This is a genomic window from Saccharothrix saharensis (genome assembly GCF_006716745.1).
In the GTDB taxonomy this organism is placed as follows: Bacteria; Actinomycetota; Actinomycetes; order Mycobacteriales; family Pseudonocardiaceae; genus Actinosynnema; species Actinosynnema saharense.
The window spans coordinates 2,389,182-2,410,111 of record NZ_VFPP01000001.1; the positions used below are offsets into that span (position 1 = coordinate 2,389,182).

Annotated in this window: 17 protein-coding genes and 1 pseudogene; 8 read left to right on the plus strand and 10 right to left on the minus strand. The window is 72.6% G+C overall.

From position 1 onward, the window contains the following. Window positions 1–12 precede the first annotated feature (12 nt). Both aspS and FHX81_RS09595 read right to left on the minus strand, forming a co-directional pair. A complete protein-coding gene (aspS, locus tag FHX81_RS09590) occupies window positions 13–1,794 on the minus strand; it encodes an aspartate--tRNA ligase (RefSeq protein WP_141977056.1) in 1,782 nt (593 codons plus the stop codon). A gap of 66 nt (window positions 1,795–1,860) precedes the next feature. After that, window positions 1,861–2,292, minus strand: a complete 432-nt coding sequence (locus FHX81_RS09595) for a GtrA family protein (RefSeq protein WP_246107724.1) — start codon at window positions 2,290–2,292, stop codon at window positions 1,861–1,863. 49 nt (window positions 2,293–2,341) lie between these two features. On the opposite strand from FHX81_RS09595, the gene dprE1 reads away from it, so the two are divergent. From dprE1 to FHX81_RS09620, 6 genes are read left to right on the plus strand one after another with little or no spacing between them, the layout of a single operon-like run. Next, window positions 2,342–3,685, plus strand: coding sequence for a decaprenylphosphoryl-beta-D-ribose oxidase (gene dprE1 / locus FHX81_RS09600; protein WP_141977060.1), 1,344 nt, complete (start codon window positions 2,342–2,344; stop codon window positions 3,683–3,685). Further along, window positions 3,682–4,437: a decaprenylphospho-beta-D-erythro-pentofuranosid-2-ulose 2-reductase gene (gene dprE2 / locus FHX81_RS09605; RefSeq protein WP_141977063.1), complete on the plus strand. Its 756-nt coding sequence runs from the start codon at window positions 3,682–3,684 to the stop codon at window positions 4,435–4,437. The genes dprE1 and dprE2 overlap by 4 nt, the downstream gene beginning before the upstream one ends. Then, window positions 4,434–5,876, plus strand: a complete 1,443-nt coding sequence (locus FHX81_RS09610) for a hypothetical protein (RefSeq protein WP_246107725.1) — start codon at window positions 4,434–4,436, stop codon at window positions 5,874–5,876. Before dprE2 ends, FHX81_RS09610 begins: the two co-directional genes overlap by 4 nt. Then, entirely contained in the window at window positions 5,873–6,055 is a 183-nt protein-coding gene (locus FHX81_RS41910) for a hypothetical protein (protein WP_246107726.1), read from the plus strand. Before FHX81_RS09610 ends, FHX81_RS41910 begins: the two co-directional genes overlap by 4 nt. 49 nt (window positions 6,056–6,104) lie before the next feature. Next, the gene (locus tag FHX81_RS09615; RefSeq protein ID WP_141977065.1) at window positions 6,105–6,608 is read left to right on the plus strand and encodes a phosphatase PAP2 family protein; all 504 of its coding nucleotides are present in this window, start codon (window positions 6,105–6,107) and stop codon (window positions 6,606–6,608) included. Next, window positions 6,605–7,513 carry a decaprenyl-phosphate phosphoribosyltransferase gene (locus FHX81_RS09620; RefSeq protein ID WP_141977067.1) on the plus strand — a complete coding sequence of 303 codons (909 nt, stop codon included), beginning with the start codon at window positions 6,605–6,607 and terminating at the stop codon, window positions 7,511–7,513. Before FHX81_RS09615 ends, FHX81_RS09620 begins: the two co-directional genes overlap by 4 nt. Before the next feature lie 179 nt (window positions 7,514–7,692). Here the strand turns inward: FHX81_RS09620 and FHX81_RS09625 are convergent, their stop codons facing one another. Further along, a complete protein-coding gene (locus FHX81_RS09625; protein ID WP_141977069.1) occupies window positions 7,693–8,880 on the minus strand; it encodes a S8 family peptidase in 1,188 nt (395 codons plus the stop codon). A 235-nt stretch (window positions 8,881–9,115) separates the two neighbouring features. On the opposite strand from FHX81_RS09625, the gene FHX81_RS09630 reads away from it, so the two are divergent. Next, entirely contained in the window at window positions 9,116–9,583 is a 468-nt protein-coding gene (locus FHX81_RS09630) for a GNAT family N-acetyltransferase (RefSeq protein ID WP_141977071.1), read from the plus strand. A 1-nt stretch (window position 9,584) separates the two neighbouring features. On the opposite strand, the gene FHX81_RS09635 is transcribed toward FHX81_RS09630, so the two are convergent. Both FHX81_RS09635 and FHX81_RS09640 read right to left on the minus strand, forming a co-directional pair. Next, window positions 9,585–10,709: a S8 family peptidase gene (locus FHX81_RS09635; RefSeq protein ID WP_141977073.1), complete on the minus strand. Its 1,125-nt coding sequence runs from the start codon at window positions 10,707–10,709 to the stop codon at window positions 9,585–9,587. A gap of 30 nt (window positions 10,710–10,739) precedes the next feature. Next, window positions 10,740–11,879, minus strand: coding sequence for a S8 family peptidase (locus FHX81_RS09640; protein WP_141977075.1), 1,140 nt, complete (start codon window positions 11,877–11,879; stop codon window positions 10,740–10,742). 769 nt (window positions 11,880–12,648) lie between these two features. On the opposite strand from FHX81_RS09640, the gene FHX81_RS09645 reads away from it, so the two are divergent. Beyond that, window positions 12,649–13,611, plus strand: coding sequence for a hypothetical protein (locus FHX81_RS09645; protein ID WP_141977077.1), 963 nt, complete (start codon window positions 12,649–12,651; stop codon window positions 13,609–13,611). 1 nt (window position 13,612) lies between these two features. On the opposite strand, the gene FHX81_RS09650 is transcribed toward FHX81_RS09645, so the two are convergent. The 5 genes and pseudogenes from FHX81_RS09650 to FHX81_RS09670 all read right to left on the minus strand — a co-directional run bounded on the left by FHX81_RS09650 (window position 13,613) and on the right by FHX81_RS09670 (window position 20,902). Next, window positions 13,613–14,770, minus strand: a complete 1,158-nt coding sequence (locus tag FHX81_RS09650) for an acyl-CoA dehydrogenase family protein (protein ID WP_141983845.1) — start codon at window positions 14,768–14,770, stop codon at window positions 13,613–13,615. 2 nt (window positions 14,771–14,772) lie between these two features. Continuing rightward, a complete protein-coding gene (locus tag FHX81_RS09655; protein ID WP_141977079.1) occupies window positions 14,773–16,638 on the minus strand; it encodes an acetyl/propionyl/methylcrotonyl-CoA carboxylase subunit alpha in 1,866 nt (621 codons plus the stop codon). A gap of 7 nt (window positions 16,639–16,645) precedes the next feature. Next, entirely contained in the window at window positions 16,646–18,241 is a 1,596-nt protein-coding gene (locus FHX81_RS09660; RefSeq protein ID WP_141977080.1) for an acyl-CoA carboxylase subunit beta, read from the minus strand. After that, window positions 18,238–19,392 (minus strand): acyl-CoA dehydrogenase family protein, encoded by a 1,155-nt coding sequence (locus FHX81_RS09665; RefSeq protein ID WP_141977082.1) that lies wholly within the window; start codon window positions 19,390–19,392, stop codon window positions 18,238–18,240. The genes FHX81_RS09660 and FHX81_RS09665 overlap by 4 nt, the downstream gene beginning before the upstream one ends. After that, a pseudogene (locus tag FHX81_RS09670) lies at window positions 19,389–20,902 on the minus strand (acyclic terpene utilization AtuA family protein). The gene FHX81_RS09665 and the pseudogene FHX81_RS09670 overlap by 4 nt, the downstream one beginning before the upstream one ends. Window positions 20,903–20,930: the final 28 nt, after the last annotated feature.

Genomic DNA, 20,930 nt, shown 5'->3' on the forward strand with positions numbered 1-20,930 from the left:
TCGGCCCGTCCGCTACTGGGCCGGCTTCTCGGGCGCGGGCTTGAAGTCCACGCCCGCCTCCTTGCGCTGCTGCGCGGTGATCGGTGCGGGCGCGGCGGTCAGCGGGTCGTAGCCGCCGCCGCTCTTCGGGAACGCGATGACCTCGCGGATCGAGTCGTACCCGCCGAGCAGCATGGCGATGCGGTCCCAGCCGAACGCGATGCCGCCGTGCGGCGGCGCGCCGTACTTGAACGCGTCGAGCAGGAAGCCGAACTTCTCCTGCGCCTCCTCGGGCGTGATGCCCATGACCTGGAACGCCCGCTGCTGCACGTCGGCGCGGTGGATACGGATCGACCCGCCGCCGATCTCGTTGCCGTTGCAGACGATGTCGTAGGCGTAGGCCAGCGCGTTGCCCGGGTCCTCCTCGAACCGGTCGATCCACTCCGGCGTCGGCGAGGTGAACGCGTGGTGCAGCGCGGTCCACTTGCCACTGCCGACCGCGACGTCGTCGCCGATCTTGTCCACGGCCTCGAACATCGGGAAGTCCACGACCCACACGAACGACCAGGCGTTCTCGTCGATCAGGCCGACCCGGTGCGCGATCTCGACGCGGGCCGCGCCGAGCAGGGCGCGCGCGCCGTCGGGGTCGCCCGCGCCGAAGAACACGCAGTCGCCCGGGTTGGCGCCCACGGCCTTGGCCAGGCCGTCGCGCTCGGCGTCGGACAGGTTCTTGGCGACCGGGCCGCCGAGCGTGCCGTCCTCCTGGACCAGCACGTACGCCAAGCCCTTGGCCCCGCGCTGCTTGGCCCACTCCTGCCACGCGTCGAGCGTGCGGCGGGGCTGCGACGCGCCGCCGGGCATGACGACCGCGCCCACATACGCCGCCTGGAACACCCGGAACGGCGTGTCGGAGAAGTACTCGGTCAGCTCGGTCAGCTCGAGGTCGAAGCGCAGGTCCGGCTTGTCCGTGCCGTACTTGGCCATCGCCTCGGCGTAGGAGATGCGGCGGAACGGCCGGGCGATCTCGTGGTCGGCCAGACCCTGCCACAGCGCGGAGATGATCTTCTCACCGAGCGCGATCACGTCGTCCTGCTCGACGAAGCTCATCTCGATGTCGAGCTGGGTGAACTCGGGCTGCCGGTCGGCGCGGAAGTCCTCGTCGCGGTAGCAGCGGGCGATCTGGTAGTACCGCTCCAGGCCGCCGACCATCAGCAGCTGCTTGAACAGCTGCGGCGACTGGGGCAGCGCGTACCAGGAGCCGGGGCGCAGGCGCGCGGGCACCAGGAAGTCGCGCGCGCCCTCGGGGGTGGAGCGGGTCAGCGTGGGGGTCTCGACCTCCACGAAGTCCTCCGCGTGCAGCACCTCGCGGGCGATCCGGTTGGCCTCGCTGCGCAGCCGCATGGCCTTGGCCGGGCCGCTGCGGCGCAGGTCGAGGTAGCGGTGGCGCAGGCGCGCCTCCTCGCCGACCTCCAGGTGCTCGTCGAGCTGGAACGGCAGCGGCGCGGCCTCGTTGAGCACCTCGAGCTCACTGGCGTAGACCTCGATCTCACCGGTGGGCAGGTCGGGGTTCTCGCTGCCCTCGGGGCGGCGGGTCACGTCGCCGACCACCTTGACCACGAACTCCGAGCGCAGCTTGTGCGCCCGTTCGGCCATCTCGCCCTCGCGGAAGACGACCTGCGCCACGCCGGAGGCGTCCCGGAAGTCGATGAAGATCACGCCACCGTGATCGCGCCTGCGGGCCACCCACCCGGTCAGGGTGACGGACTGCCCGGCGTGCTCGGCGCGGAGCTTCCCGGCCTCGTGCGTGCGCATCACGGGAACTGCTCTCCTCGGTGTTCGCTATCTCTGGGGTCAGCTCGACTGGCGGCTGGTCGTCAAAGGCTAGCCAACGACCCGCTGCCCGACGCCACCAGGTTTCCCGTCGTGGAAGACCACCACGCGCAGGCCGGCGAAGTTGACGGTTGTGGCGACGCCCTGCGCGGCCAGCCACGCCACCACGTATTCCACCCGAATGGGTGGCAACAGGTGCAATGCGAGCGCGTTGACCAATACGTTGACGAGAAATGTGCTGAGGTACAGCAGGGCGAACCCCGAGACCTGCCGCACACCCCCAGCGGAGACACCGAACGTGAACCGTCGATTGAGGAAGAACGCCGCCGTGGTGCCGAGCGCGAAACTGGCCGCCTTGGCGGCGTGCACCCACACCCCCGATGCGAGCAGCGCGCTGTAGCTGCCGTAGTCGATCAGCGCGCACACAGCTCCCACCAGCACGAACACGACCGCTTGACGGGTCACGCCACCGTTTCGCGCCACCGTCCCACCACCTCCCGAATGGAATTCCAGTGTCCGTTGGTCCGCGCCGATGCTAGCCAGGCTCTCCGGTTGGGGGCGGACCGCGCCGACGGTCGCGCGGCTCGTTTCCCCACGCGATTTCGAAGGTGTCGCGGACATCGTGAAGAAGTCCCGCGAACGGGGTGTCATCGCGCGCGGCCTGGGCCGCAGTTACGGCGACCCGGCGCAGAACGCGGGGGGCGTCGTGCTGGACATGACCTCTTTCGACCGCATTCGCCGGGTCGACGCGGACGAAGGCCTGGTCGACGTCGAGGCCGGGGTCTCGTTGGACGCGCTGATGCGGGCGCTGCTGCCGCTCGGGCTGTGGCCACCGGTGCTGCCGGGGACGCGCCAGGTCACGGTGGGCGGCGCGATCGCCGCCGACGTGCACGGCAAGGGGCACCACGTCGCGGGCAGCTTCGGCGACCACGTGCGGTCGCTCGACCTGCTCACCGCGGACGGCTCGGTCCGCACGCTCACGCCGGACGGCGAGGGTTCGGCGTTGTTCTGGGCGACCGTCGGCGGCATGGGCCTGACCGGCGTGGTGCTGCGGGCGACGCTGCGCGTCGTGCCGGTGGAGACCTCGTACTTCGTGGTGGACACCGAGCGGGTGGCCGACCTGGACGAGCTGCTGGAGCGGCAGTCCGCCGACGACGACCGGTACGCCGAGTCGGTGTCGTGGTTCGATGCCACGGCCACCGGGCCGCGCCTGGGCCGGGGCGTGCTGACCAGGGCGAACCACGCCCGCCTCGACGAGCTGCCGAAGAAGCTGCGCCACGCACCGCTGGCGTTCGACGCGCCCCGGCTGTTCACCGTGCCGGACCGGTTGCCGTCCGGGTTGCTCAACCGGGTGACCGGCCGTGCCTTCAGCGAGCTCTGGTACCGCAAGTCGCCCACGAGGTCCGGGCGGGTGCAGAACATCACGCAGTTCCTGCACCCGCTCGACGTGATCGGCGAGTGGAACCGCGGCTACGGCCCGCGCGGGTTCCTGCAGTACCAGTTCGCCGTGCCGTTCGCGGCGGTCGACGTGGTCCGGGAGGTGGTCGGGCGGATCTCCGCGTCCGGCCACGTCTCGGCCCTCAACGTGCTCAAGCGGTTCGGGCCGGGCAACCGCGCGCCGCTGTCGTTCCCCATGCCCGGCTGGACGCTGTGCGTCGACCTCCCGGTGCGGCCGGGTCTCGGCCGGCTGTGCGACGAGCTGGACGACCTGGTGCTCGGCGCGGGTGGGCGGCACTACCTGGCCAAGGAGTCGCGGACCACGGCCGAGGCCGTCCGCCGCGGCTACCCCCGGTTCGAGGAGTGGCGCGCGGTGCGCGCCTCGGTCGACCCGGACGGCGTCTTCGTCTCCGACATGTCCAGGAGGTTGAACCTGTGATCGACGCGGTGGGCAATCCGCAGAGCCTGCTCGTGCTGGGCGGCACGTCCGAGATCGCGCGGGCGGTGGTGCGGCGCTACACCGGCGCGCGCACCCCGCGCGTCGTGCTCGCCGCCCGGCCCTCGGGCCGCCGTGACGAGGCGGTGGCGGAACTGGCGGCGGCGGGCGTGCCGGTGACCGCGGTGGACTTCGACGCGCGGGACGTCGGCAGCCACGCGGCCGTGCTCGACAAGGCCTTCGCCGACGGCGGGATCGACGTGGCGCTGGTGGCGTTCGGCGTGCTGGGTGACGCCGAGCGCGCCTGGCAGGACCACGAGGCGGCGCTCGAACTGGCCGGGGTCAACTACACCGGCGCGGTGTCGGTGGGCGTCGGGCTCGCCGAGCGGCTGCGCGAGCAGGGGCACGGCGTGATCGTCGCCCTGTCGTCGGTGGCGGGCGAGCGGGTGCGGCGGTCGAACTTCGTCTACGGCTCGACCAAGGCCGGGATGGATGCGTTCTACCAGGGGCTGGGCGAGGCGCTGCGCCCCCACGGCGTCACGGTCACGGTGGTGCGGCCGGGGTTCGTGCGCACCAGGATGACCGCCGGGCTGCGGCCGGCACCGCTGTCGAGCACCGCCGACCAGGTGGCCGAGGTGGTCGTGAACGCGGTGCGCGACCGGCGCGAGCTGGTGTGGGCGCCCGCGTCGTTGCGGGTGGTGATGTCCGCGCTGCGGCACCTGCCGCGCGCGGTGTTCCGGCGGTTGCCGGCATGACCGCGACGACCACGCCCGAACGACTCACCGCCCGGTCGACGCGGCCACGTCGTCCGCTGCGCGCGCGTTCGGCCCTGCCGGTGGCCGCGGGCACGGCGTTGATCACCGCGCACGGTGCGCTGTACGGCAACTGGCTGGTGGACGACGCGGCGATCACGTTCGCGTACGCGCGCAGCGTGACCGAGGGCGCCGGTCCGGTCCTGCAACCCGGGGCCGCCCCGACCGAGGGGTACTCGAACCCGGCGTGGCTGGCGGTGCTGGCGCTCGGCAGGCTGGTCGGGCTGTTCGACCGGGGAGCGGTCCTCGGCCTGCCGGATCACGTGCTGTTCCCCAAGGCGGTGGCGGTGCTGTGTTGCGCCGGCGTGCTGCTGGCCTGTCACACGGCCGCGCGCCGGGTGTTCCGCCGGCCCGGCCTGGTGACCCTGGCGTTCGGCGCGGTGCTCGCGGTGGTCCCGTCGTTCGTGATCTGGACGTTCTCCGGGTTGGAGAACCCGCTCTACGCGCTGGTGACGTGCTGGCTCGCGGTCGTGCTGTTCCTGGGGGTGCGGGACGACCGGCTGCTGTCCCGGCGGGTGGCGGTGCTGGTCGGGGCGTTGGCCGCGCTGGCCGCGCTGACGCGTCCGGACGGGCTGGTCTACGCGGGCGCGTACCCGCTGCTGGTGCTGGTGACGTTGCGCCGGGCGGGGTCGGCGGTGGCGGCGCGGTCGGTGGCGTTGTCGGTGGTGGCGTTCCTGGTGCCGTTCGGCGCTTACGTGGCGTGGCGGCGGGTGGAGTTCGGCCGGTGGCTCTCGCTGCCCGCGACGGCGAAGAGCCAGGAGCCGCCGGACCTCGCGCGCTTCACCCGGGTCGGCGAGCTCGTGCAGTACACCGGTGCGCCGGCGGTCCTGGTGCTGGCGGTGTGCGTGGGGGTGGTGCTGGCGCGGGGGTGCGTGCTGCGGTCGGGGTTGGTCGCGCTGCTCGTGCCGTTCGGGTTGTCGATGGTGGCGTTCGCGGTGCTGGCGGAGGACTGGATGGGGCAGCTGCGGTTCGCCACGCCCGTGTGGGTGCTCGGCGCGTTGGTCTCGGTCTTCGCGGCGGCGCGGGTGCTGGGGCGGGGCACGGCGCGGCGGCGCGTGGTGCTGTCGGCGGTCCTCACCGCCGCGCTCCTGCCGACGGCGGCCCAGTTCACCGCCGCGGCGCAGGGGTTCCGCACCGCGCCGACGGTGCCCCTGTGCGCGGTGGCCGATCAGTTCGGGCGCGGCTTCAACGGCTGGAGGTGGTCGACCTGGCCGGGCTGGCCGAATCCCGGATCGCCGACCTCTGGGACGCCCACGACATGGCCGGGATCCGCGACTACGCGTTCGACCGGGTCAAACCGACGTTCATCCACTCGCACGGCTACTGGTCGCAGGCGACCGGCATCGTCGCGGACCCGCGGCTCGCGGCGGACTACCACGTGATCTCGGCCGGCCCGGTGGCCGAGGACTGGGTGCGCCGGGACGCCGTGCCCGACGCCGGGGCGCTGATCGCGGTGCGCGACTACGTGCGCGACCACGTGGCCCGTGCCCAGCAGGAGCGGGCACGGGCGCCGCGCGGCCGGTGCGGCCCGACCCTGCGCCCCGGCCGGCTGCCCGGATGACCACCGACCGCCACCGACCGCCGACGTCACCACCCGCAGGAGGCTTGCCATGGTCGCCGAGATCACTGTCCTGAGCCAGGTGCAGCGAGCGCTCGGCCACCGGCTGGTGGTGGCCTCGGCACGCGGCGTGTCGTGGTTCGGCGAGCACGGCGCCGGCTGGCTGGCGCTCGGGCTCGCCGGCGCGGCCCTGGACCGGCGGCAGCGTCGGGAGTGGTTGGTCGCCACGGTCGGGGTCGCCGGGTCGCACGCCGCCGCCATCGCGGTCAAGCGGGTGGTCCGGCGGCAGCGTCCGGACGACGAGTCGGTGCGCGTGCTGGCCGGGACGCCCAGTCGGCTGAGCTTCCCGTCCGCGCACGCGGTGTCGACGGCCGCCGCCGCGGTCCTGTTCTCGCGGCTCACCGGTCGGCGGCTGGAACCGGTGCTCGTGCCGCCGATGCTCCTGTCACGCCTCGTGCTCGGCGTGCACTACCCCACCGACGTGGCGGCGGGCGCGGCGTTGGGTGCGGTGCTCGGCCGGTTGGTCCGGCGCGAGCTGGACGGAGCGGCGGGATGAGCGCCGGGATGAGCGGGACCGCCACCCGGCCGGCCGGCACGATCACCGGGCTGGTCCGCGCGACCCGACCGCACCAGTGGGTGAAGAACTTCCTCGTGCTGGCCGCGCCGTTCGCCGCGAACCGGCTGGGCGAGCCGGCCGTGCTGCTGCACACCGGCTTGGCGCTGGCCGCGTTCTGCCTCGCCGCCTCGGCGGTGTACCTCGTCAACGACGTGATCGACGTGGCCGCCGACCGGGCCCACCCCACCAAGCGGTACCGACCGGTCGCGGCGGGGGTGGTCCCGCCGCACGCGGCGTGCGGCGCGGCGGCGGCGCTGTTCGCCGGAGCCGTCGGCGTCGCGCTGTGCTCCGGTCCCCCGCTGGTCGTGGTGATCGCCGTCTACTGCGTCGCGCAGTTGGGCTACTGCCTCGCGTGGAAGCACCAGCCGGTGATCGACCTGTGCATCGTCGCGTCGGGCTTCCTGCTGCGCGCCATCGCGGGCGGCATCGCGGCCGGTATCCCCTTGTCGCAGTGGTTCCTGCTGGTCACGGCCTTCGGCTCGCTGTTCATGGTGGCGGGCAAGCGGTACGCCGAGATCGTGCTGTACGAGCGCACGGGTGCGGAGATCAGGGCGTCGCTGCGCCGCTACTCGGCCAGCTACCTGCGGTTCGTGTGGGCCACCGCGGCCGCGATCATGATCCTCGCCTACGCGCTGTGGGCGTTCGAGATGCGCGAGCGGGCCGACTACGACTCCGGTTGGGCGATGCTGTCGATCGTGCCGTTCGTGGTGGGCGTGCTGCGGTACGCGGTCGACGTGGACGGCGGCGGCGCGGGTGAACCGGAGCGGATCGCACTGCGCGACCACGTGCTCCAGGTGATCGGCGTCTGCTGGGTGGCGTCGCTGATGTTGTCGATCCACGTGTGAGAGCGGCGGCCCTCCCCCCTCAGCCCACCTACCGGGACTGCCCCCCGGGCCGCCGCGGTGCCAGTGTGCGTCGGTCGGCTGAACGAACGTTGAGCGGATCGTTAACGCGCAGGTCGGAGCACGCGAACGGCCGGGGCCGCCCCTCGGAGAGGGACGGCCCCGGCTCACGTGGTGCGCGATCAGGCGGAGGGCGCCAGGTAGAGCAGGCGGTTCGGGGAACCGGAGCCCGGGCTGGTCACCTTGCTCGGGGTCGACTGGCCGACCAGGTAGCTGGCGACCTGGGCCGGGGTGGCCGAGCGGTTGCCCTGCAGGTAGCGGGCCGCGGCGCCGGCGACGTGCGGCGTCGCCATCGAGGTGCCGCTGATGGTGTTGGTGGCGGAGTCGCTGGTGTGCCACGCCGAGGTGATCGACGAGCCCGGCGCGAAGATGTCCAGCACCGAGCCGTAGTTCGAGTAGCTGGCGCGGGCGTCGGTGTTGGTGGTCGCGCCGACCGTGATGGCCTCGCTCACGCGGGCCGGGGAGTAGTTGGACGCGTTGGCGTTGCTGTTGCCCGCCGCGAGGGCGTAGGTGACGCCCGCCGCGATCGACCGGCGCACGGCCGCGTCGATCGTGGTGGACGCGCCGCCGCCGAGGCTCATGTTGGCCACGGCCGGCTTGATGTGGTTGTTGGTCACCCAGTCGATGCCCTCGACGACGTCGGCCGTGGTGCCGCTGCCGGCGTTGTTGAGCACGCGCACGCCGTAGATCGTGGCGCCCTTGGCGACGCCGTACTGGCTGCCCGCGATGGTGCCGGCGACGTGCGTGCCGTGGCCGTTGCCGTCCTGGGCGACGCTGTCGTTGTCCACGGCGTCGTAGCCGTTGCGGGCCCGGCCGCCGAAGGTGCTGTGGCTGATCCGCACGCCGGTGTCGATGACGTAGACGTTCACGCCCGAGCCGGTGGACGTGTAGCTGTAGGCGGAGTCCAGCGGCAGGTTGCGCTGGTCGATCCGGTTGATGCCCCACGAGGGCGGGTTGGTCTGCGTGGCCTGCGTGGTGAAGACCTGGTCCTGCTCGACGTACTCGACGGCCGGGTTGGCCGCGAGCCGCTTCGCCGCCGCCTCGGGCAGCGACACGGTGAAGCCGTTGAGCGCGCTGCGGAACACGGTGTCGACCTTGCCGCCGTACTGGCCCGCGAGGCTCTCGGCGGACGCGGCGGAGCCGTCCTTGAGCTTCACGATGAAGTGGTTCTGGACCTTGTGGGCGGCGTCGGCGGCGCGGATCTCGCCCTCGGCGGCCTGCGCCGGGGCGGCCAACAGGGAGGTCGCGGTGACGGCGAGCGCCGTCGCCCCGACCCCGGCCAGGAACCGGACCTGTCGTGACTGTCGCATGCGGGATTCCGTTCTTTCCAACGGTGACCCCAACGCACCCCGAGGAGCTTCGCAGGGCTCGGGGGTGACATTGGGCCACCTTGCCCTCGCTGACAGTCACCAACGTAGGCAACGGATGCGTTAACTCGGAAGTGTGAACATTTGCCAGTTGAACCCACGCCGTTAATAAACCGCCTGACCTGCGGGTTCCCATAATCCGAGAGCACGCGCGTGACGGCGGCGCTACCGTCCGGACATGCGTTTGGAACCGGTCACCGAGGACAACTACCGGGCCGTCATCGGCCTGGAGGTCCACGAGGAGCAGCGGGCGTTCGTCGCGACGAACCTGAAGTCGATCGCGGACGCCTGGATCTACCGCCCGAAGTTGCAACCCCTTGCGCTGTTCAGCGGAGAGGAGCTGGTCGGGTTCACCCTCCTCGAACGCGACCGGCCGGAGGTGCTGCACATCGTGCGCTTCATGATCGACCGGCGCGCGCAGGGCCGCGGCCTCGGCCGCAAGGGCCTGGCCGCGATCGCCGACGTGGCGCGCTCCGAGGGCCGCACCGACCTGGTGCTGAGCGTCGTGCCGGGCAACGCGGTGGCGCGCGGCCTGTACGCGGCGTTCGGCTTCGCCGACACCGGCGAGGTGGACGGCGGCGAGCTCGTGATGCGCCACGTGCTCGCCCCGTCGACCCAGGCTCAGGCCCACCTCGCGGAGCAGTAGCTCAGCGGGTCGGCGACCAGTACAGCAACCGGCCCCACGACAGCGGTGTCGCCTCGGTGACCACCGCCGAGTGCACCTGCGCGGGCGTGGCGGTCGGGTTGAGCTGGAGGTACCGCAGCGTCACGCCCGTGACGTACGCGGTGGACAGCGACGTGCCGCTGAGCGTGTTGGTGGCGGTGTCGCCGGTGTGCCACGCCACGGTGATGTTCATGCCGTAGGCGTAGACGTCGACCACCGAGCCGTAGTTGGAGAACGTGGTCCGCGTGTCGGTTCGGGTGGCCGCGCCCGACGTCAGCGCCTCCCGCACGCGGGCGGGCGAGTAGTTGGCCGCGTCGGCGTTGCTGCCGCCCGCGGTGACCGACGCGGTGACGCCCGCGGCGATCAGCCGGCGGACCGCGTCGTCCACCGCGGTCGACGCGCCGCCGCCCAGGCTCAGGTTGGCCGACGCCGGCTTGACGTGGTTGCGCGCCACCCAGTCGATGCCCGCGATCACGCCCGCGGTCGTGCCGCTGCCGGAACCGTTGAGCACCCGGACGCCGCACACCAGGGCCTGCTTCGCGACACCGTTCACCCGGCCCGCGATGAGGGAGGCGACGGCCGTGCCGTGCCCGTTGTCGTCCTGCGGCACGGTGTCGTTGTCGACCGCGTCGTAGCCCGCGCACGTGCGACCGGCGATCTCGGTGTGGGTGGTGCGCAGCCCGGTGTCGATGACGTACGCGCGGGTGCGCGCACCGGTCGACGTGTAGCTGTAGTTGCCGTCGGTGGGCAGCGCGCGCTGGTCGATCCGGTCGAGGCCGAACGGCGCGTTGGTCTGGGTGGTGTGCGCCCGCACGACCTGGTCCTGCTCGACGTAGTCGACGGCCGGGTCGGCGGCCAGCCGGCGGGCCTGCTTCGCGGTCATCGTCGCGGCGAAGCCGTGCAGCGCCGGGAACGACCGGGTGACGCGGCCGTCGAGCCGGGCGGTGACCGCGTCGGCGGCGGCCACGTCCTTCAGCTTGACGACGTAGCTGCCGGGCACGGCGGTGGCCGAGCCCGCGTGCAGCACCACGCCTTCGGCGTGCGCCGGTGCGGTGAGGGTGACGGCGGCCAGGGCGGCTACGCCCAGGCCGGACAGCAGTGTGCGCATGGCGGGTCCTTTGCAGGGGAAGGGACGTGACTACCGCGTGGGCGACCAGTGCAGGAGCCGGCCACCCCAGGGCAGCGGGCCCGGCTTGGTGAGTTCGGTCTGCACCAGGGCCGGGGTGGCGGCGGGGTCGATCTGGAGGAACCGGGCGGCGACACCGCTGACGAAGCCGGTCGCCATCGACGTGCCGCTGAGCGTGGCGGTGGCGGTGTCGCTCGTGTGCCACGCCGACGTGATGGCGACACCGGGCGCGTACAGGTCCACGCCGCTGCCGTAGTTGGAGAACGGGGCCCGGGCGTCGGTCTGCGTGTGGGCCCCGGACGTGACGGCTTCGGCGACCCGGGCGGGCGAGGTGTTGCCGACGTTGCCGTTGCTGCTGCCCGCCGTGACGGACGCGGTGACGCCGGACGCGATCAGCCGCCGGACCGCGTCGTCCAGGGCGACCGAAGCGCCGCCGCCCAGGCTCAGGTTCGCCACGGCGGGGCGGCGGGCGTTGAGCCGCACCCAGTCCACGCCCGCCATGACGCCGGCGATCGTGCCGCTGCCCCGCGCGTCGAGCACGCGCACACCGACGACCCGAGCGCCCTTGGCGGCGCCGTACGTGCTGCCGGCGATCAGGGCGGCGACGTGCGTGCCGTGCCCGTTGTCGTCCTGGGCGACGGAGTCGTTGTCCACGGTGTCGGTGCCGTGCCCGGCCCGGCCGCCGAACTCGACGTGCGTGACGCGGATGCCGGTGTCGATCACGTACGCGGTGACGCCCGCGCCCGTGGTGGTGTAGCCGTACGTGGTGTCCAGCGGCAGGGCGGGCTGGTCGATCCGGTCCAGGCCCCACGGCGCGTTGGGCTGCGTCGAGTGCGCGTGCACGACCTGGTCCTGCTCGACGTAGGCGACCGCGGGGTCGGCGGCGAGCCGACGAGCCTGCTTCGGGGTGAGGGAGGCGGCGAAGCCGCCGAACGCGGCGAACCTGCGGGTGACCCGCCCGTCGAGCGCGGCCGTCACGGCGTCGGCCGCGGCCGGGTCCTCGAGCTTGACGATGTAGCTGCCGGGCACGGCGGTGGGTGAGCCCGCGTGCAGGACGACGCCCTCGGCGTGGGCGGGCGCGGGGAGCAGGGCCCCGATCAGCAAGGTCGGGGTCAGGGCGGCCACGGCGAGGCCCGGTAAGAGCTTGCGCATACGGCTTTCCTCTGCGGGGTAAGGGATCCCCGGCGCGGATCACGCGCGGGACTGCCAGTGTGGCCGACTCCGCCGCGCCGGTGGTCGTCCGATCGGGCGGTCGGTTCGGTCGCCCGACCGCCCGACGGTTCCGACCGGCCGGAACCGCACAACGGCGGAGAAGCGTCGCGACGGCGACCGACAACGTGATTGAGAAGCGATTCAACGCTGTGGAGAAAATACGGTCGGAGGCCCCGTCGAAACGAGAGGCCGGCGCGTCCGCGCCCACTGCGCAGAAGTTCTCCGGGGTGAGTATGTAACCGTTGGGCCCGATCCTCGCCCCACCGACCCGGCGGATGTCACCCCCGCGTGCCGCGACCGAGCCCACGACCAGCGCGGACACCGGTGCTACGGTCATTGCGGCACGGGTCAACGTGACCTTCGGCATAGGGGTTGCGCAACCCGGGCCGGGAACGGTCGCCGACGCCGGATTGCGATCGCGGTCGAAGCCCTCCCCCACCGGGGTGTGCCGTGCATCACCCCACGTACCCAAGGCCATAGCCCGGTCCGCGTACCGGGACGGGGCCGGATGACCGAGCGCGGTGCGGCGATCGAGGGTACCGGGCTCTTCACAGCGCTGCTGTTAATGAGAATTCAAACATTCCACAGCGGACCGGATTTTGCCGTCCGATTCGGTCAAATTCATGGCGGGAAACCCGATCGGCTGTACCGCGCCGGCGATTTCGCACGATAACGTCGCTCGCCTTGTCCTTGGGAGAACGGAGCGAAGATGCCTACGCCAGTCGTCGGACCGGAATCGCGGACGCGCGATCCCCGACGGATCGAAGCGGGGGCCGACCCCTTCGCGGACGCATTGCGTGCGGCGATCCGCGCCAAAGGGCTCAGCCTGGAACGCATCCAGCACAAGCTGCGCACGCGGGGCGTCGCGGTCAGCATCGCCGCGCTGAGCTACTGGCAGTCCGGTCGCCGGCGGCCGGAACGACCGGACTCGCTCACCGCCGTCAGCCACCTGGAGGAGATCCTCGACGTCGGTTCGGGCGGGCTGAGCTCGCTGCTCGGGCCGCCGCGGCCACGCGGCAAGGCCCGGCCCAGGACGCGCGTGTCCGGCCCGGAGGGGTGGGTCGGCGAGAGCGACTACGCGACCATCGCGGAGTTGCTGGCCGACGTCGACACCAGCACCGACCAGGACCTGACCCGGCTGAGCCTGCGCGACCAGGTGGAGCTCGCGATGGACGGCAGCACCCGCCGGGTGCGCTCCCGACAGGTGCTGCGCGCCGAGCGCTCCGGCGTCGACCGGGTGCTGCTCGGCTACGACACCCGCCTGCCCGGCGACCCGCTGCCGGTCATCGGCACGCTGCGGTCGTGCCGGTTGGGACGGGTGTCCGCCGACCCGCGCAACGGCCTGATGGTCGCCGAGCTGCTGCTCGACCGACCGCTGCGGCGGGGCGAGCGGACCGCCGTCGAGTACGAGCTGATCCACGTCGCACCGCACCACCCGACGTTCGACAACACGCACTCGCGGCGCTTCCGCCACCCCGTGCGCGAGTACGTCCTGGAGGTCAGGTACGACTCACGGTGCCGCCCCGTGCGTTGTGAGCAATTCACGACCGGTCTGACCGGTGAAGAACCAACCGACGTGCGCGAGACCCCGGTGGACACGTGGGGCTACGCGTACGCGGTCGCGCTCGACTTCGGTCCCGGCGTGGTCGGACTGCGCTGGGAATGGGCCTGACTCAATAGGAGCGCGGCAACTTCAACGTGTGCTGCGCCACGAAGTTCAGGATCATTTCCCGGCTGACCGGGGCGATGCGGGACAGCCGGGACGCGGCCAGCATGGCGCCCAGTCCGTACTCGGACGACAGCCCGTTGCCGCCGTGGACCTGGATGGCCTGGTCCACCGCCCCCGCCACCGCCTCCCCCGCCGCGTACTTGGCCATGTTGGCCGCCTCACCAGCAGCCCGGTCCTCCCCAGCGTCGTAGAGAGCCGCGGCTTTCTGGGTCATCAGCCTCGCCAGCTCGACCTGGATCGCGCACTGGGCCAGCGGGTGCGCGATGCCCTGGTGCGCGCCGATCGGCGTGTCCCAGACGGTCCTGGTGCGGGCGTACTCGCTCGCCTGGTCGAGTGCGCGGCGGGCCATGCCGGTGGCGAACGACGCCGCCATGATCCGCTCCGGGTTGAGCCCGGCGAACAACTGGGCCAGTCCCGCGTCCTCGGTGCCGACCAGCGCGTCCAGCGGCAGGCGCACGTCGTCGAAGAAGCAGGTGAACTGCTTCTCCGGCGACAGCACCTCCATCGGGATGTGCTGGTGGGTGAAGCCGGGCGCGTCCGTCGGCACGATCAGCAGGGAGGGGAGCAGCCGCTGGCCTCTCGCGTCCACGTGACGCGCGACCACCATGACCGCCTCCACCTCGTCCACGCCCGAGATGTACGTCTTGCCGCCCTTGAGCACCCACTCGTCACCCTCGCGGTGCAGCGCGGTGGCGAGCTTGTGGGAGTTGGAGCCCGCGTCGGACTCGGTGATGGCGAACGCCATCTTCGTGGTGCCGTCGGCGAACCCGGGCAACCACCGCCGCTTCTGCTCGGCCGTGCCGAACCGGGCGATCACGGTGGCGCAGATGGCCGGCGAGACGACGGTCAGCAGCAGCGGGCAGCCCGCCCTGGCCAGTTCCTCGCACACGGCGGCCAGGTCGCCGATCCCGCCGCCACCGCCGCCGTACTCCTCGGGCACGGCCACGCCGAGGTAGCCGAGCCGGCCCGCCTCGGCCCACAGCTCGTCGGTCTTCTCCCCCGCCCTGGCCTTGGCGGTGAAGTACTCGTGGCCGTACCCGCCGGCGAGGTCGGCGACCGCTTGGCGCAACGCCCGTCGTTCCGCGCTCTCGGTGAAGTTGATGGTCACGACGCCTCCACAACCGCGAGCACGTCGCCCGCGTCGACCTGTTGACCTGCCCGCACCAGCACTTCCGCGACCGCGCCGCCGGTGGTGGCCAGCACGCGATGCTCCATCTTCATCGCTTCCAGCACCAGCAGCTCCGCGCCCGCCTCGACCCGCTGCCCCGGCTCGACGGCCACCCGCACCACCGTGCCGGGCATGGGTGCGACCGTGGCGCCCTCGGCCACCTTGGCCTCCGGTTCGGGGAAACGGGGACGGACTTCGAGCGACACCGCGCCCACTTCCACCCGGTGCCCGTACACCGCGACCGGGTACGTCGTGCGGACGCCGTCGCGCTCGAACGTCACCTCGCCCGGCGACGCCGCGACCACCACCACGGGAAGGCTCGTCTGGACGCCCGCGCGGGTGTGCCGGTAGTCGACCTCCACCACGTCGCCGCCGTGCTCGAACGCGGTGCGCTGCGGCTGGGACGGGACGTTGCGCCAGCCCGGCGGCAGGTCGGTGCGCCGCCGTTCGGCCAGGGCCAGGGCGGCGGCCAGCGCGTGGGGCCGCACGTCGACCGGCTCCGGAGTGGTGAGGCCGTGCTGGTCGAGGAAACCGGTGTGGGTGCGGCCCGCGCCGAACTCCGGGTGCCGCAGCGTGCGCACGAGCAGGTCGCGGTTGGTGACCAGGCCGTGCACCTCGGCGCGGTCGAGCGCGGCGGCGAGCTTGCGGACGGCGGCGTGCCGGGTCGGCGCCCACGCGATCACCTTGGCCAGCATGGGGTCGTAGTGCACGCCCACCTCGCTGCCGTCCTCGACACCGCTGTCGACCCGCACACCGGCCGGCACGGCGAACCGGTGCAGGGTGCCGCTCGCGGGCCGCCAGTCGTGCGCCGGGTCCTCGGCGTACAGGCGGGCTTCGACGGCGTGGCCGTGCGGGGTCGGCGGCTCGGCGGGCAGGTGGGCGCCCTCGGCGATGGCGAGCTGCCAGGCGACCAGGTCGACGCCGAACACCTCCTCGGTGACCGGGTGCTCCACCTGGAGGCGCGTGTTGACCTCCAGGAAGTGGAACGAGCCGTCGTCGGTGAACAGGAACTCCACCGTGCCCGCGCCGACGTAACCGATGGCCCGAGCGGCCTTCGTGGCGGCGTCGACCAGCCGTTCCCGGACCGGCGGCGTCACGGCCGGGCTCGGCGTCTCCTCGACGATCTTCTGGTGGCGGCGCTGGATGGAGCACTCCCGCTCGCCCAGCGCCCACACCGTGCCGTGCGCGTCGGCGAGCACCTGCACCTCGACGTGCCGGGCGTGCTCCAGCAGCGGTTCGCAGAACACCGTGCCGTCGCCGAACGCGGACTCGGCCTCGCGCCGGGCGGCGGCCACCTGGTCGGCCAGCTCATCGGCGGACCGGACAACCCTCATGCCCCGCCCACCACCACCGGCCGAGGCCTTGACCAGCAGCGGGAACTCGTCGGCCGACTCGGGGTCGAGCTCGGGCAGCACCGGCACGCCGGCCGCGGCCATCCGCTCCTTCGCCGCGACCTTCGAGCCCATCGCCTCGACGACCTCCGGGGCCGGCCCGACCCAGGTGAGCCCGGCGTCGAGCACCGCTCGCGCGAACGAGGCGTTCTCGGACAGGAACCCGTAGCCGGGGTGCACCGCGTCCGCGCCGGCGGCGAGGGCGGCGGCCACCAGCGCGTCACCGCGCAGGTAGGTCTCGGCGGGCGTGGCGCCGGGCAGCCGCACGGCCGCGTCGGCTTCGCGGACGTGCGGCGAGCGCTCGTCGGGGTCGGAGAACACGGCGACCGGCGAGATGCCGACCTCGCGGCACGTGCGGATCACGCGACGCGCGATCTCACCCCGGTTGGCGATCAACAGCCTGCGGATCATCGCGCCCTCACATCCGGAAGACGCCGTAGGCCTCGGCGCCCTTGATCGGTCCGCTGTGGATCGCCGACAGGCACAGGCCCAGCACGGTGCGGGTGTCGCGCGGGTCGATCACGCCGTCGTCGTAGAGGCGGCCGGAGAGGAAGGCGGCCACCGACTGCTGCTCGATCTGGTCCTCCACCATCCGGCGCATGGCCTCGTCGTGCTCGTCGTTGTAGTCCTGGCCCTTCGCGGCGGCGGCCTGGCGCGCCACGATCGACAGCACGCCGGCCAACTGCTTGGGCCCCATCACGGCCGACTTGGCGTTGGGCCAGGTGAACAGGAACCTCGGGTCGTAGGCCCGGCCGCACATGCCGTAGTTGCCCGCGCCGTAGGACGCGCCCATCACGACGGTCAGGTGCGGCACGCGGCTGTTCGACACCGCGTTGATCATCATCGCGCCGTGCTTGATGATCCCGCCCTGCTCGTACTGCGCGCCGACCATGTACCCGGTCGTGTTCTGCAGGAACAGCAACGGCGTGTCGCTCGCGTTGGCGAGCTGGATGAACTGCGCGGCCTTCTGCGCCTCCTCGCTGAACAGCACGCCGCGCGCGTTGGCCAGCACCCCGACCGGGTACCCGTGCAGGTCGGCCCACCCGGTGACCAGGCTGGTGCCGTAGTCGGGCTTGAACTCGTCGAACCGCGACCCGTCCACGATCCGGGCGATCACCTCGCGCGGGTCGAACGGCACGCGCAGGTCCGTCGGCACCAGCCCGAGCAGGTCCTCCTCGTCGTGCAGCGGCGGCTCGACGGCCTTCGGCGCGGGGCCGAGCTTGCGCCGGTTCAGCCGGGCCACCACGCGGCGGGTGAGCCGGATCGCGTCCACCTCGTCCTCGGCCACGAAGTCGGCCAACCCGGACGTGGTGCCGTGCATCCGCGCGCCGCCCAGCGACTCGTCGTCGGACTCCTCCCCCGTGGCCATCCTGACCAGCGGCGGGCCGCCGAGGAACACCTTCGAGCGCTCCTTGATCATCACCACGTAGTCCGACATCCCGGGCACGTAGGCGCCGCCCGCGGTCGCGTTGCCGAACACCGTGCTGATGGTCGGGATGCCGGCCGCCGAGAGCCGGGTCAGGTCGCGGAACGCCCGCCCGCCCGGGATGAAGATCTCGCTCTGGCTCGGCAGGTCCGCACCGCCCGACTCGACCAGCCCGATCAGCGGCAGCCGGTTCTGCAACGCGATGTCGTTGGCCCGGAACGTCTTGCGCAACGTCCACGGGTTGCTCGCCCCGCCGCGCACAGTCGGGTCGTTGGCCACGATCACGCACTCGACGCCTTCGACCACCCCGATGCCGGTCACCACGCTGGCGCCCACCGGGTAGTCGGTGCCCCACGCGGCCAGCGGCGACAGCTCCAGGAACGGGCTGTCGGGGTCCACCAGCAGCTCGATCCGCTCGCGCGCCAGCAGCTTGCCGCGCTTATGGTGCCGCTCGGTGTACTTCGGCCCGCCACCCGCGAGCGCCTTCGCCTGCTCGGCGTCCAGTTCGGTGATCCGCGCCAGCAACGCCTCGCGGTTGGCCGCGTAGTCGGGCGACCGGCGGTCCACCGCCGTGCGCAACACGCTCATGCCGTGTACCCCAATCGCCGTGCCGCCAGCTCCGTCATCACCTCGGTCGCGCCGCCACCGATGCCGAGGATGCGCGCGTCCCGGTAGTGCCGCTCGACCTCGGTGTCGCGCAGGTAGCCGGCGCCGCCGTGCAGTTGGACCGCCGCGTCCACGACGAACGAGCACGCCTCCACGGCCGCGTTCTTCGCGAAGCACACCTGCGCCACCACCTCCTCGCCGGCCGCCACCCGCACCGCCACCTCGCGGGTGTAGGTGCGGGCGAGGTCGATGCGCTGCGCCATGTCCACCAGCCGGTGGCGGACCACCTGGCGCGCGATGAGCGGCTTGCCGAACGTCTCGCGCTGCCGCACGTGGGACAGCGCCAGGTCGAGGCACCGTTGCGCGGTCGCGTAGGCCTGCACGGCCAGCGAGATCCGCTCCACCTGGAACTGGCGCATGATCAGCGCGAACCCGCCGTTCTCCGGCCCGACGAGGTTCGCCGCGGGCACGCGGGCGTCCACGAAGGACAGCTCGGCGGTGTCGGAGCAGTGCCAGCCCATCTTCTCCAACCTGCGGTCCACCGCGAACCCGGGCGTGCCCTTCTCGACCACCAGCAGGCTGATGCCCTGGTAGCCCGGGCCGCCGGTGCGCACGGCCGTGGTCACGAAGTCCGCCCGGGCACCCGAGGTGATGAACGTCTTCGTCCCGTTCACCACGTAGGTGTCACCGTCGCGACGGGCCGTGGTGCGCAGGGCCGCCACGTCCGAACCGCCACCCGGTTCGGTGATCGCGAGCGCCCCGATCAGCTCACCGGCCACCGTCGGCCGCACGAACCGGTCGATCAGGTCGGGGTCACCGGCGTCCACGATGTGCGGCAGCGCGATGCCGTGCGTGAGCAGCCCGGCGACCAGCCCGGACGACCCGCCGGCCCCGATCAGCTCCTCGGTGGCCACCACGGTGTCGAGCAGGTCGCCCGCGCCGCCGACGGGCTCGGGGAACCCGAGGCCCAGCAACCCGATGTCGGCCGCGGTGCGGTGCAGCGAGCGGGGCAGCTCGCCCGCGCGCTCCCAGTCCGCCAGGTGCGGCACGACCTCCTGCTCGGTGAACCTGCGCACGACCGCCCGCAGGTCGCGGCGCTCCGGCGTCTCGAACAACTCCGACGTGGCGGTCACAGCAGCGCCTCCGGGATCTCCACGTGCCGGGAGCGCAACCACTCGCCCAGCGCCTTGGCCTGCGGGTCGAACCGGGTGGACGAGGCGACGCCGTCGCCGAGCAGCCCGTGCAGCACGAAGTTCAACGCCCGCAGGTTCGGCAGCTCGTACCGGTCGACCTCGCCCGCCTCGGGCAGCAGCTCCTTCAGCCGTGCCACGGTCAGCTCGGCGCGCAGCCACTCGTACTGCGCGTCCGTGCGCACCCACACGCCGAGGTTGGCGTCACCGCCCTTGTCGCCGGAGCGCGCTCCGGCGATGGTTCCCAACGGGATTCGACGCAACGGGGCGCTCATACCTCGACCACCTTCCCGTCGGGCAGCACGGCCCGGTGCGGCACCGACGACCTCGGCACGTGCGCGGCCCGGTAGACGCCGAACGGCGTGCCGTCGCCGGGCGGCGCGGTGACGTGGAACCCCGGGTAGGAAGCCAGCGCCAGCTCGATGCCCGCCCGCGAGAACGCCTTGGCCCGCTCGGGGTCGGTCGTCTTGACCGTGACGTGCAGCAGCGCGCTCGCCGTTTCCTCGGTGTCCGCGTCGGGGTGGTCGGTCCGGGCCACCGTCCAGGTCAGGTCTTCGGCGCCGATCGCGGTCTCCAGTTGGTGCCGGACCAGGTCCGCCTTGGCCTCGACGTCCAGGCCGGTCAGCACGAACGTGGTGGAGTTGCGGAAGCCGCCCAGCGCGTTCAGGCACACCTTGAGCGTGTCGGGCGGCGGGGAGCCCTTCGTGCCCGAGATCCGCACGCCCCGTTCGTGCGGGTCGAGGCGGATCGTGTCGAAGTGGCTCACCACGTCGGGGCCGGGGTAGGCGGGCGCGCCGATCTCGTAGAGCAGTTGCGCGGTGACGGTGTCGACGGTGACCGCGCCGCCGGTGCCGTCGTGCTTGGTGATCACCGCCGAGCCGTCCGCCTCGACCTCCGCGATCGGGAAGCCCGGCCTGGCCGCGTCGATCTCGGTGAAGAACGAGTAGTTGCCGCCGGTGGCCTGCGCGCCGCACTCCAGCACGTGGCCCGCGACCGTGGCGCCGGCCAGCGCGTCGAAGTCGTCCCGGCCCCAGCCGTAGTGCGCCGCGGCCGGCCCGACGACGAGCGACGCGTCGGTGACCCGCCCGGTGACCACGACGTCCGCACCCGCGTCCAGGCACTCGGCGATGCCCCACGCGCCCAGGTAGGCGTTGGCGGTGAGGGCGTCGGGGAACCGGTCGCGCACGTCGTCGCCGGTCACGTAAGCGACCTTCGCACCGAGCCCCAGCCGGTCGATCGCCTCCGCCAACCCCTCCGGGTTCAGCCCGCCCGCGTTGGAGACGATCTTCACGCCCCGGGCCAGGGCGTCGGCCAGGTTCTCCTCGAGCTGGCGCAGGAACGTGCGGGCGTAGCCGAGGGAGGCGTCCTTCGCCCGGTCGCGGCCGAGGATGAGCATGGTCAGCTCGGCCAGGTAGTCGCCGGTGAGCACGTCGAGCTCGCCGCCGGTCAGCATCTCGCGGACGGCGGAGAACCGGTCGCCG